This window comes from Dellaglioa sp. CoH-55-MRSF-6 (assembly GCF_056782215.1).
The window spans coordinates 1-13247 of record NZ_JBXAYJ010000001.1 but is presented as its reverse complement, the minus strand read 5'-3'; the positions used below and the strand labels follow the sequence as shown (position 1 = coordinate 13247).

Below are 13247 nucleotides of genomic sequence, written 5' to 3'. Positions count from 1 at the left end.
CTTTTTTTAATCATTTAAAATGAGGAGATTACTATGGGAATTAAACTAGTTGCAATAGATATTGATGATACGTTACTAAATCCAGAGGGTAGATTAGCAAAAGAAACAATTGATGCCGTCAAAAAAGTGACACAAAAGGGAATTAAGGTTGTCCTTTGTACGGGACGACCTTTAGCTGGTGTGGTTGGATTTCTTGAACAATTAGGGATTAGTGGGGATGACCAATATGTCATTACCTACAACGGTGCAATTATTGAAACAGTAAGTGGAAAACGTCTAGCGCAACATACGTTAACCTTTGATGAGTATATAGCTGCAGATAAATTAAGTTATGAATTAAATGTTCATTATAATATTTTAGATGATGAGAGCCGAATTTATACATCTAATAAAGATGTTGGTCGTGTGACCGTTATTCAAGCAGCTGAAAATAATGAAGGATTATTTGTACGAAATCCAGAGGAAATGTCACGGGACTTAACCGTTTCTAAAATTATGTTTGTGGATGAACCTGAAGTTTTAGACGCACAGATGATTAATATTCAAAAAATATTTGATGATAGTTATTATGTTGTACGTAGTTTGCCAGAATTTTTAGAAGTTTTGAATAAAAAAGCTAATAAAGGAAATGCATTAACAGATTTAATTGCAGAACTGGGATTAAAAGAAGAAGAAGTTATGGCAATGGGAGATCAACATAATGATTTAACGATGTTTGCCGTAGCCGGAACGACTGTTGCGATGGGAAATGCCATTCCTGAATTAAAAGAAGCAGCAACTTATGTAACAGAATCGAACGTTAATCATGGTGTTGCGGTTGCATTAGAACGTTATGTAGGTTAAATAACGATAAAATATAAAAAAGTTTGGAGTCCGCATGAGGTTAGCGAGATTCCAAACTTTTTATTTAGTCTAAAAGATGTTGCTTTGTTAAGTAGTCGTGTGCGACGGTACTTGCTGGGACATTTTTAACATCAACTAGATAATTCATTTTTTGCATATCTGTATCAGAAATTTTTCCGGTTAATTTATTTAAACTTTTTTTGATGGATGGATATTTTTGTGAGATGCCCTTTGCAACAAGTGGGGCGCCTTGATAAGGTGGGAATAAAGACTTGTCATCTTTTAATGTGACCAAATTATATTTGACGAGCTGACTATCAGTTGAATAGGCATCAACTAAATTTACATTACCATTCACAATGGCTTGATAGCGAAGTGCTGGTTCAAAAGATTTAGTGTTAAATGACAAATGATACTTGCTTTGTAACCCTTTGTAACCATCATCACGGTTTAGAAACTCAAGCGTAAAGCCTGCCTTTATTTTTGAAGATACTCGTGATAAATCAGAAATTTTTGATAGATGGTATTTAGTTGCAAAGTCTTTAGTGACAGCGACAGCATAGGTGTTTTGATAAGCCATCGGATTTAAATAATCTAAATCTGATTTAACTTTAATTTCGGTTTTTGCTTGCTGGTAGGCTTTATTTTCATTTGTACTTTTGAGTGGTGATTTTACTAACTCTTCAAGTACCGTACCTGAAAATTCTGGGTAAATATCGATTGAATTAGATTTTAATGCAGAGTATAGAAAACTCGTTTTACCAAAATTTGGTTTTAAAGTAACCTTGATATTGGCGTCGTCTTCTTGAATTAAATCTTTATACATATTAATTAGAATTTCAGGTTCTGCCCCCATTTTACCAGCAATGACTAATTCTTTTTTCTGATGTGTGAAAGTATTGATTGTGGCACCAACAGCAAATAGGAATCCTAAAGTAATTAATATAATGGTAATTGTTTTTATCTTTAAATTCTGCAATTGCCGGATTAAAACACTGAAAACAATAGCTAGAATAATAGAACTCAACGCGCCAATAATAATCAAGCTCATATCATTTCTATCAATTCCCAGCAAAATAAATGTTCCTAACCCGCCAGCACCAATTAAAGCAGCTAGTGTTGCGGTTCCAATAATTAGAACAAGCGCAATACGAATGCCTGAAATAATTAGTGGCATAGCTAAGGGTAATTCAAATCGAATAAGTTTTTGCGCACGTGTCATACCAAATGCAGTTGCGGCTTCTTCTAATGATGGATCAATACCAGTTAAACCTGCATATGTGTTCTGAAAAATGGGCAGTAAAGCATAAACAACTAATGCGATAATTGAAGGTAGTGTTCCAATTCCGACTAGTGGAATTAATAGCCCTAGCAGCGCGAGTGAAGGAATTGTCTGTAAAACACTGGTAATTTGCAACATAATTTCTGCTGCTCTTTTATGCTGTGCTAACCAAATTGCTAAAAAGACGGCAATGATGGTTGCAATCAGCAATGAAATTAATGATATCTGTAGATGTTGAAGAATAGCGGTCCATAAATCAGCACGGTGCATTTTAAAAGTTGTTATTAAATTTGCCATTGGTCATCCACCTCGCTATCAGACATGCTTGCACCATAACGAATTAAGCATTGGGCATCAACTGCACCAATGAGATTCTGGTCGTTATCTTTAACATTTATAATTGTATATTTAGAAAGTAGAGATATGAGTTCTTTAAATGTTGTTTGAGTTGAGGTGACGTGATTATTAGCGAGTTCATCAATTGGAAGACTAAATGATTTTTGAATCATTTCAGCTAAATTAAATTGCGTGTTGGATACGTCTAACCCAAAAAACTCTGAAATAAAATCATTTTTTGGTGCATTTCTAATTTCGTCAGGGGTACCAACTTGAATGAGATTGCCATCATGCATAACACCAACACGAGTTCCGAGGCGAAGAGCTTCAGACATATCATGCGTAATGAAAATAATGGTATTGTGTAGTTCCTCATGTAAATCGATGACGATATCTTGTAATGTTTTTTTTGAGATAGGATCCAGCGCACTAAATGGTTCGTCCATTAAAATTAATTTTGGTTTAGTTGCAATTGCTCGTAAAATACCAATTCGTTGTTGCTCGCCACCGGATAAATCGCTAGGCATTCTCTTACGATATGCTTCAGGCGGTAAACCAACACGTGTTAATAAGGCATCGACACGTTCTCTTTGTTTGTTTTTAGGCCATTTTTGTAATTCTGGTAATAAGCTGATATTTTCAGCAACTGTCATATTAGGAAATAAAGCAATCTGCTGTAAGACATAGCCAATCTGTGAACGTAAAGTATGTAACGGAATCTGATCAATATTTTGATTTTCAAAGTTAATAGTACCCGAGGTGGGCTCAATTAATCGATTAATCATTTTTAAAGTTGTCGTTTTACCACTACCACTAGGGCCAACAAGAACAAAAAGTTCCCCTGTATCAATATGTAAGTTTAAGTCGTTTAATACGGTAACTGTTTTGAATGTTTTGTTTATGTGTTTGAAATCTAACAAAAGCTAACCCTCATTTCTTCTTATTTTATATGTAATATATCTGGAAATGGTAACTATTTCGATGTAACTCTACATGAATGAAAATTATTAAGCAAAGATTTTGTTTTAAAATGTTGGAATTAAATTTTAGTGTAGGAACGGTCTGAATTGATGGATGGAGTAAGCCTTAATATTAAAAATAATATGTAGAAAAGCTTGACTTAGAGTCAACTCTAAGTGTTTTAATAGAAACTATTGAAGGAGGCGATTGAATGACTAATGAGCAACAATATAAAATTGGTGAGTTTGCTAAATTAGTTGGGTTATCAAGTTTTACATTGCGTTACTATGAAAAAGAAGGCTTAATTAAGCCTCACCGTAATTCGGCAGGCTTACGTTATTACACGGAACATGATATTAAATGGGTAGGATTTTTGCTTCATCTTAAAGGGACAGGGATGCGGATTAATGAAATAATTAAATACGTTGAACTACGAGCACAAGGTGATGCAACCATTAAAGAACGACGCGAGATGCTCAGCAAGGTAAAAGAAAATGCACTGTCTGAAATGGTAGAATTACAGCATAATATTGAAATTATTTCTCATAAAATTGATTGGTATGACAGAAAAGTTTCACACAGAACAAATGGAAACGAAGTGTCAGAAGATATTAGTTTTGAAAAGTATCTAGAACAATTCGCGATATACGATTAACGCTAGGTTAACCGTATAAAATAAAGTGAGGTAATTATAATGAATGAGGAACAAATTAAAAACGGTCTTTTTCCAATAGGTGAAAAAAATGAAGCATATAAAGATTTCTTTGTTGGTCAAAGTTATTTAGACATGTTAGTGGCGGATCCAGATATAAACGTTGGTGTTGGAAATGTTAGTTTTGAACCTGGAACACGTAATAATTGGCACATCCATCACGACGGTTACCAACTATTATTGGTCACTGCCGGTGAAGGTTGGTACCAAGAAGAAGGTCAACAAGCACGACGTTTAAAAGCTGGTGATGTTGTTGTCACAAAAGACGGGATTAAACATTGGCACGGTGCTACAAAAGATAGTTGGTTCTCACATGTTGCTATTACAGCAGGGACACCTGAATGGTTAGAAGCTGTTGATGACGAAACGTACGGTAAATTAAAAGATTAATAGGAGGATATTATATTATGGTAAAGAAACAAACAGCAGGTCGCGATAACTTAGGCGAATTTGCACCTAAATTTGCAGAATTAAATGATGATGTTTTATTTGGTGAAGTTTGGTCACGTGAAAGTGAATTACCAGCACATCAACGCAGTATTATAACAATTTCAGCTTTGATTTCAGGTGGTAACTTTGAACAATTGCCAGCACATATGGCAATTGGCAAAACAAATGGAATTACGAAGGAAGAAATTGCTGAAATTATCACACATTTATCTTTCTACGTTGGTTGGCCTAAAGCTTGGTCTGCATTTAATATTGCAAAAGATGTTTTTGAAGACTAATTATTTAAAAGTGGGACATGAATTAAATAAATACTGGCTCCGTACTTTGTCAAAAGTATCGAGTCAGTATTTTTGCTTACCTAATTATTTCTTGAGGTCTTGTCTGATTAAAAGTGAAATTATAACAATCGTAATCGCGGCAATAATAAATTCTACATTCAAAAAGTGTTTATTTATGAAAAATGCAACAATGACTCTAACTATGGTTGCAATAGCTAACGTTAAGATGAATGTTTTAATATAATGGACATTTATATAATCGTTTATTTTTTTAAACATGGACTCAACTCCTTCAGTTACCTAATAATAGTGGCACAAATTAATAAGATAAGCGAATTTTAAGTAACATTAAATGATTGTCCAGCAGACGTGAAAGCGCTATAATATAATTTGTAATTAGTTTAGGAGGAGATAGTTAATGTATCAAGCAAATGAAAAACGTTATGATAAAATGATTTATAATCGCCTCGGTAATAGTGGATTAAAAGTTTCTGCTATTGCCTTAGGCTTATGGAAGAACTTTGGGGATGAGACACCTTTAGCAACGCAAAAAGATATTATTGAAACAGCATTTGATAATGGAATTACTTATTTTGATTTGGCAAATAATTACGGTGATGGTGCTGCCGAGAAGAATTTTGGGCGCATTTTACGTGAAGATTTAAGTGCCTACCGGGATGAAATGGTTATTTCGACGAAGGCAGGTTACTATATGTGGCCAGGTCCTTATGGCGAATGGGGTTCAAAGAAAAACTTGTTTGCCAGTATGGATCAATCATTACAACGTATGCAGCTAGATTATGTTGATATTTTCTATCACCATCGTCCAGATCCAGATACACCGTTGGAAGAAACAGCTGAAGCTTTGGATTTACTCGTTCGCCAAGGTAAAGCCTTATATATTGGAATTTCAAATTATCGGGCACCAGAAGCTGAAAAGATGATTCAATTACTAAAAGCTAAAAATACACCTATCGTTGTCCACCAACCTAGATATAATTTATTAGATCGTTGGATAGAAGATGGATTAAAAGATGTTTTAAAACAAGAGCAGATAGGAACAGTTGCTTTTAGTCCTTTAGCACAAGGGTTATTGACTGATCGTTACTTGAATGGTATTCCAGACGATTCTAGAGTGAAACGATTTGATACCTTGTCTACTGAGAGAGTTGAATCAACACTTAAAAAGGTTCGTGAATTAAATGAAATTGCAAAAAATCGCAACCAGACATTGGCTGAAATGGCGCTATCTTGGGATTTGAAAGATAATTCTGTTTCGTCGGTTATTATTGGTGCTAGTCGTGTGAGTCAATTAAAGGATAATTTAAAGGCATTAGAGCATTTGGATTTTGCACCAGAAGAATTAGCAAAAATTGATAAAATTGTGAAATAAGAAGAGGTATATAAAGAGAACCCTTGGGATTGAAATGAAATTCAATCCCAAGGGTTCTCTTTATATCTTTTTTTGTTCTATAAAAAATGTATTTTAACTTAATTAAGCTAAGATACATCAATTAAATAAAAACTATTTAATCTTGATTTTCAAGGATTTCTCGAAATGGAATTAAACCCTCTGCTTGGTATTCTTTAACAAAAGCTTTAACAGCATCTGGATCTTGTGTTTTAGGATCAATAATGAGCTGTTCAACAGGAAGTGGACGGTCAGAAGTTACTTTAACATCGATAACAACAGGCACTTTTGAACCTTTAGCTTCAGCAAAAGCAGTTTTTAATTCTGCTAATGTCCGGACGGTATACCCTTTAGCTCCCATGTCGTTGGCAATTGCGCCCCAATCAGCATCAATTAAATCAATACCTGAGTGTGGTTGTTGTTTATCATCTTGTTCAGCGCGGATGAATCCAAGTTCCTGATTGCTTAAGACAACGTTGATGATAGGCATGTTGTATTTAACTTGTGTTAAGACATCTTGCATGACCATCGTCCAACCACCGTCACCAGAAATTGAGAAAACTTGACGGTCTGGAAAGGCAGAGTGAGCCCCAATTGCTGCGGGTAGTGCATACCCCATCGTTGCGTACCATGCGGATGTTGTAAATTTATTTTTCTCACCAAGACGTAAGAAACGCATTGCTTCAATCGTTACATTACCAACATCAATTTGGAAAATTGCATCGTCATCTTTAATTTTATTAATTTCATTGAAAACTGGTTCAAAACGAAGTGGTTTACTGTCATCTTCAGTAAAGCTATCAATCCATTTAATCCAGTTTTCTTTGTTAGCGATGGCAGCTTTGTACCATTTTGTTGGTGCAACTGGTGTTTTAACGGCCTTATTTAATGCGATTAAAGTTTCCTTACCATCGGCTAAAATAGGGACATCAACTGAATGACGTTTACCTAATTTTTCAGAATCAATATCGACCTGAATAAATTTAGCATCTGGAGAAAAGAAATATTCACCAAATGGAAAATCAGATCCAATGAAAAGAACAGCATCAGCGCCACGAAGAAGGTCAACGCCGGGTTTGCCAGCAACTCGTCCAGCAGAACCCATGTATGCTTTGTAATCATCAGGAATAATTGTTTTAGCAAGCGCAGTTGTTGCGATTGGTAATGATAATTTTTCAGATAATTCAATTAATTCTTTTCCAGCGCCACGAACACCTTTCCCAGCATAAATAATTGGTGTCTTAGCTGTTGTTAAAATATCTAAGGCATCTTGAATTTGTTTATCACGAGGCATCGGATAAAGAGGTTCTTGGTGTGTTGCGGCTGTTGAAACAAAGGTGTCATCGATTTCTTGCCAACCTAAATCGGTCGGAATTGTGACAACTGCGACGCCATTATATTTGTAGGCTTGACGGATAGCTTCATCAACAACAATGGGTAAGTTTTCGGGTGTAGTAGCTGTTCTGTTATAAATAGAAACATCCTCAAACATTGGATTTTCATTCATTTCTTGGAAGTAATTTGTATTCATCACTTGTGTACCAACTTGGCCGACTAAGGCAAGAACAGGAACACCATCATATTTAGCATCGTAAAGTCCGTTTAATAGATGGACAGCACCGGGACCAGCGGAACCAAAAGTAACACCTAATTTTCCAGTTACTTTAGCTTCACCAACTGCTGCGAGTGCGCCGACTTCTTCATGACGAACTTGTACATAATTAATTGTATTTTTACGATTATGTAGTGCATTCATTGTTGAATCAAATGAACCACCTGGCAACCCATAGACGGTTTTAACGCCCCAATCTTCTAAAACTTTGAGCATGGCATCTGATGCATTAATTTTTTTTGGCATAATAGTAAATCTCCTTCTTGAAAAATTTTATTCTACAAGGATAGTATAAATCTACCAATGAATTAACACCAGTGAAAGCACTTACTTTTAGTAATTAAAAAAGGTAGTTCAGACAAAAAAGTCTGAACTACCTAAATAGGGTTTTATTTAAAACGAACGATAATTTTACCAAGTGCATGATGAGATTCACTACGATCGTGAGCTTCTGCTACACCTTCTGCAGAGAATTCATGAACTGAATCTAAGGTCACTTTTATAGTGCCATCTTCAAGCATATCAGCTAATTTAGTTAATTCTTCACCATTTGGGTCCAACCAAATTGAATCAAAAGTCACATTTCTTGCTTCAGCAAGACCTGCTGTTTTTTCAGAATCCATCCCAGTAATAGCAACTAAACGACCTGTGCCATGTTTTAAGATATTAACTGATTTTTCTTGTGCGTCACCACCGATTGTATCAACTACAAGGTCGATATCTTTTAAGATTTCCGCAAAATCAGTTTCATGGTAATCAATGACTTGGTCAGCGCCAAGTCCTTTAACAAAATCAATATTCTTCGAGCTAGTTGTGGTAATAACGTAAGCACCAACTGATTTAGCAAGTTGAATAGCGAAAGAGCCAACGCCACCTGAACCAGCATGAATAAAGACTTTTTCACCTTTTTCTAAATGACCATGATCAAAAAGGGCTTGCCATGCAGTTAAACCAGCTAAAGGAACAGCAGCAGCTTCTTCAAAGCTAATATTTTTAGGTTTTGGTGCAAGCAAATTAGCATCAACAGCAGTATATTCGGCGTAAGTACCAAAACGAGTCGTGGCAGGGCGTGCGAAGACTTCATCACCAATTTTCCAATCGGTTACGTTAGCGCCTACTTCTGTGATAACACCCGACACATCCCAACCTAAAATAATAGGAAATTGCCAGTTAAGCATACCTTGTAAAAAGCCTTCACGCGTTTTCCAATCAATTGGATTAATTCCAGCTGCTTTTTCTTGAACAATTACTTGATCCGCCGTCATTTCAGGCATAGCTACTTCACGTTGTTTAAGTTTATCTTGTCCGCCAAATTCATCAATTACAACGGCTGACATCATTTTCTTTTCTGTCATCGGATTCCTCTTCTTTCCAGTTACTTTTAATTTGTAAGTGAATTGTATCGAATAACGAAATAGAATGCAATCAAGACACTCTTTTATAGTATTAATATTCTTATGGTTAAAATTGACATTTAGACTTTATTTACGTATATTATAGCTATAAGTGATGAAGTAGTTCAGTAATTTATCGATCAATTTTAAAGAAACCTGGTGGTCGCTGGAAATCAGGAATTATCGATGAGTGAAGTACGCTATGGAGCTAACAACGATTCATCTCGTTAACGATGATTGAGCGATTAGCTACTATATTATGTAGATAATAACTTGGGTGGTAACGCGGAAATTAATTCGTCCCTGATATCTTTTTTAGATATCAGGGATTTTTTTATACTTATATTATATAGGAGGAAACAGAAATGAATATTATTGACGAACTAGAATGGCGCGACGCAATTAATCAAACGACAGACGAAGATGGGTTACGTGAACTAACGTCTGAAAAATCAATTGGCTTATACTGTGGGGTTGATCCAACAGGGGATAGTATGCATATCGGACACTTAATTCCATTTATGATGTTGAAAAGATTTCAATTAGCAGGACATCATCCATACATCATTATTGGTGGTGGTACAGGTTCAATTGGTGATCCAAGTGGTAAAAAATCTGAACGTGTGCTGCAATCGATGGACCAAGTTCATCATAATGAGCAAGCTCTCACTGCACAGATGACCAAATTATTTGGACAAGATTCAAATATTTCAATTGTAAATAACTATGATTGGTTATCAAAAATTAGCTTGCTTGATTTCTTACGCGATTACGGTAAGTTATTTAATGTAAATAGCATGCTCGCAAAGGATGTTGTTGCAAGTCGTTTGGAAGTTGGTATCTCATTCACGGAATTTACATACCAAATCTTACAATCAGTTGATTTCCTACATTTACACAAGCACCATGATGTTCAATTACAAATTGGTGGGGCTGATCAATGGGGGAATATTACTGCAGGAATTGATCTTATTCATAAAGAGCTAGGTTCAGACACAAAGGCATATGGGCTAACAATTCCACTAATGCTTAAGGCTGATGGTACTAAATTTGGTAAAACAGCTGGTGGCGCAGTTTGGTTAAATCCAGAAAAAACAACACCATATGAATTCTACCAATTTTGGTTAAATCAAGACGACCGGGATGTTGTGAAATATTTGAAATTTTTCACATTCTTAACGTCAGATGAGATTGCTGAATACCAAAAATCAGTTGAAACAGCTCCAGAAAAACGTGAAGCACAACGCCGCTTAGCACGAGAAGTAACAGAATTTGTTCATAGTCCAGAAGCTGTAATTGAAGCCGAACATATTTCTGCAGCTTTATTTTCAGGCGAAGTGAAAGAATTAACGACGAGTGAAATTGAACAGGGGTTTAAAAATATGCCTTCTGTTGAATTAGCAGCAGAACCAGAGAATATTGTTGAGTTATTAGTAAATACAAAAATTGAATCATCAAAAAGACAAGCACGTGAAGATATCACTAACGGGGCTATTCGTATTAATGGTGAAAAAATTCAAGATTTAGATTTTATGATTGATCCTGCTACAGAATTTGATGGCAAATTTGTGATTATTCGTCGTGGTAAAAAGAAATATTGGTTAGGACGCGTTAACGCATAATGGCACTATTTTATGTAATAGCTTTTCTTGTGGCGGGGATTATTATTTCAAATGTAATTCACGAAATTCTTCCTAAAATACCAGATGCTTTTATTCTTATTGTAATTGGTCTGTTGTTGTCATTAGTACCAGTCATGGCTAATTTCGAATTAGAACCAGAATATTTTATGTTATTCATTATTGCACCACTTATGTTTAATGATGGGCAAAAAACATCTGTTAGGGGGATCCGTAAAAATTTTCATGCGATACTTTTATTATCAGTAGTTTTAGCGCTTATTACAGTTGTAATAGTAGGGTTGTTAGCGAATCGATTAGAAGTTCGATGGACATTGCCACTTGCAATAGCACTAGCTGCGATTGTGACACCAACTGACGCCATAGCAGTAAAATCCTTAACATCAGCATCAAAACTTGATTCAGGGGTTAATACTGCCTTAGAATACGAATCATTATTTAACGATGCAAGTGGATTAGTGATGTTAAATTTGGCATTATCTGTGATGGAAAAAGGAACATTTTCCATCTATAGCGGATTATTTCAATTTATTTTTGTTGCAGTTGGTGGTATTGTAGTTGGGGTTATGGCAGGTGGAATCTTAGTTATCGTTAGAACGTATTTTAATAAGAGGGTAACTTCACCAGAATTAACGATTATTCCAATTGCGTTGTTAACACCATTTATTGTTTATTTATTGGCGGAAAGTCTAGGGACATCGGGAATTATTGCTGTTGTAACTGCAGGGATTGTTCATAATATTGAATCCGAGCGTTTAAAATTAACTGCAACACGTGTCCAGTTAGTTTCGTCAACAATATGGGATACGTTGACCGCAATGCTTAACAGTATTGTATTTATTTTATTGGGAATTAGTTTACCTGAAATTTTCCGGGCACTGATTAAACTTGGAACGAGTCAGTCGTTTGAGTTGTTGAGTCTGGGTTTGATAATCTATGTAGTCATGATTGGTATCCGATACACTTGGGCATTAATTGGAAAAGAACCACATATTGCTGCCTTTTTCGGTCCTTCAAAATCAAAAAAAAGACGAAAAAATGCATTTGTTTTTGGGTTGAGTGGGGTACACGGAACAATCACGTTATCAATGGCATTTTCATTACCAATGTTAATAAATGGACGGGCTTTTCCGTATCGAGAAGAAATTTTAATCATTGCAACTACTGTCATATTATTAAGTATGATAACACCAGCATTAGTGTTGCCTAAAATCTTACTAGCTAAAAAGTTATCATTTAATAAAGAAGAATTAAATTTTTCACGAATACAAATGATTGATTACGCTAGTTTACATTTAACAGAACGTATTCAATCTAACGATGTGAGATACGCGGTGATTCAACAATTACAATCACAAAAAGGGTTTAATGATATTCAAGGGTATGATAAACATCAAGAATTATTTAAAAAAATTAATGAAATTGAAGATGAATTTTTAAATAGTAATGAGATAAAAGAAATTTATCCTGCCCGAGTACTCAGTACGTACAGAAAAATTTTGGATACAGATTATGGTGGACAACGATTAAGTGTTAATCGAATCATTCGATCAGTAGAACATCAGGTTAGGCATGAAGCGTGGCATATTAGCCATGGGCAAATAACTCGTGGACAGAGAAGTAAGGCCAGGAAACAATGGGCTAAAGATAATATAGAAAAAATGCAAATACACAATGATTTCCGATCATTATTATGGGACTTGGAGAATCAATTGCATGAAGTAATTGAACAATATTTACATGATTTAACAAAAGAACGTTTGGCTAATGCACATGGACAACTAGATGATATTCAGAATGTTGAAAGATTTATCGAAGATCGACAAAGACACTTTCGTAGAGATTACGAAGAGAATGAAAAAATATCAGTAGATTTATTTATTCAAGCATTTCAATTAGAATATAATTATGTTCAAACACAATATATAGCAGGAATAATTAACGAGCAACTTGCTAATAAGTTGTATGATGAAATAAATCAGGCGCAAACACTACAAATGCAGCAACTATTAGTTGAACATTAAATAAAAAATAATTTCAAAAATCAGGATTAATAGTCTATTTTTGAAATTATTTTTTTATTTAAGACCTATAAAGTAATTAAAAGTACAGATGTATACGATTACATCAATATTTTTAGATTTAATTTAAATAAAGGCTTGACGAAGGTCATTATTCTTGGTAAAGTAATAAACGTTGCCTCAGTAGTAAACAACTAATTCAAATGTGACCAGTTAATTAATTAAAAAAAATCTTGACAATTAACGAAATCCTTGATATGATATAAAAGTTGTCAAAAGCAACCAAGTAGATCTTTGAAAACTGAACA

Annotated in this window: 11 protein-coding genes and 1 other annotated feature; of the genes, 7 read left to right on the top strand and 4 right to left on the bottom strand. The window is 34.8% G+C overall.

Features of this window, described 5'->3' with window-relative positions; translation table 11 throughout:
* Positions 1–33: 33 nt before the first annotated feature.
* A complete protein-coding gene (gene yidA, locus AC1RPK_RS00055; protein WP_481761127.1) occupies positions 34–843 on the top strand; it encodes a sugar-phosphatase in 810 nt (269 codons plus the stop codon).
* 64 nt (positions 844–907) lie between these two features.
* Here the strand turns inward: yidA and AC1RPK_RS00050 are convergent, their stop codons facing one another.
* Both AC1RPK_RS00050 and AC1RPK_RS00045 read right to left on the bottom strand, forming a co-directional pair.
* Positions 908–2422: an ABC transporter permease/substrate-binding protein gene (locus AC1RPK_RS00050; RefSeq protein ID WP_481761128.1), complete on the bottom strand. Its 1515-nt coding sequence runs from the start codon at positions 2420–2422 to the stop codon at positions 908–910.
* Positions 2410–3381, bottom strand: a complete 972-nt coding sequence (locus AC1RPK_RS00045; protein ID WP_481761129.1) for an ABC transporter ATP-binding protein — start codon at positions 3379–3381, stop codon at positions 2410–2412. Before AC1RPK_RS00045 ends, AC1RPK_RS00050 begins: the two co-directional genes overlap by 13 nt.
* Before the next feature lie 251 nt (positions 3382–3632).
* Here AC1RPK_RS00045 and AC1RPK_RS00040 point away from each other — a divergent pair, with 251 nt between their 5' ends.
* The 4 genes from AC1RPK_RS00040 (at position 3633) to AC1RPK_RS00025 (ending at position 6254) form a co-directional block, all read left to right on the top strand.
* Positions 3633–4076 carry a MerR family transcriptional regulator gene (locus tag AC1RPK_RS00040; RefSeq protein ID WP_481761130.1) on the top strand — a complete coding sequence of 148 codons (444 nt, stop codon included), beginning with the start codon at positions 3633–3635 and terminating at the stop codon, positions 4074–4076.
* A gap of 39 nt (positions 4077–4115) precedes the next feature.
* Positions 4116–4523, top strand: coding sequence for a cupin domain-containing protein (locus tag AC1RPK_RS00035; RefSeq protein WP_481761131.1), 408 nt, complete (start codon positions 4116–4118; stop codon positions 4521–4523).
* Between the two features lie 17 nt (positions 4524–4540).
* On the top strand, positions 4541–4861 hold the full coding sequence (locus tag AC1RPK_RS00030; RefSeq protein WP_481761132.1) for a carboxymuconolactone decarboxylase family protein: 321 nt from the start codon (positions 4541–4543) through the stop codon (positions 4859–4861).
* Between the two features lie 418 nt (positions 4862–5279).
* A complete protein-coding gene (locus tag AC1RPK_RS00025) occupies positions 5280–6254 on the top strand; it encodes an aldo/keto reductase (protein ID WP_481761133.1) in 975 nt (324 codons plus the stop codon).
* A 136-nt stretch (positions 6255–6390) separates the two neighbouring features.
* Here AC1RPK_RS00025 and spxB read toward each other — a convergent pair whose 3' ends face one another.
* Positions 6391–8130, bottom strand: coding sequence for a pyruvate oxidase (gene spxB / locus AC1RPK_RS00020; protein ID WP_481761134.1), 1740 nt, complete (start codon positions 8128–8130; stop codon positions 6391–6393).
* 143 nt (positions 8131–8273) lie between these two features.
* Positions 8274–9221, bottom strand: a complete 948-nt coding sequence (locus AC1RPK_RS00015) for an NADP-dependent oxidoreductase (RefSeq protein ID WP_481761149.1) — start codon at positions 9219–9221, stop codon at positions 8274–8276.
* A 163-nt stretch (positions 9222–9384) separates the two neighbouring features.
* Positions 9385–9586: a binding site (T-box leader), on the top strand.
* 57 nt (positions 9587–9643) lie between these two features.
* Here AC1RPK_RS00015 and tyrS point away from each other — a divergent pair.
* Positions 9644–10900: a tyrosine--tRNA ligase gene (tyrS, locus tag AC1RPK_RS00010; protein WP_481761135.1), complete on the top strand. Its 1257-nt coding sequence runs from the start codon at positions 9644–9646 to the stop codon at positions 10898–10900.
* Positions 10900–12942: a cation:proton antiporter gene (locus tag AC1RPK_RS00005; RefSeq protein WP_481761136.1), complete on the top strand. Its 2043-nt coding sequence runs from the start codon at positions 10900–10902 to the stop codon at positions 12940–12942. The genes tyrS and AC1RPK_RS00005 overlap by 1 nt, the downstream gene beginning before the upstream one ends.
* The last annotated feature ends 305 nt before the right edge of the window (positions 12943–13247 follow it).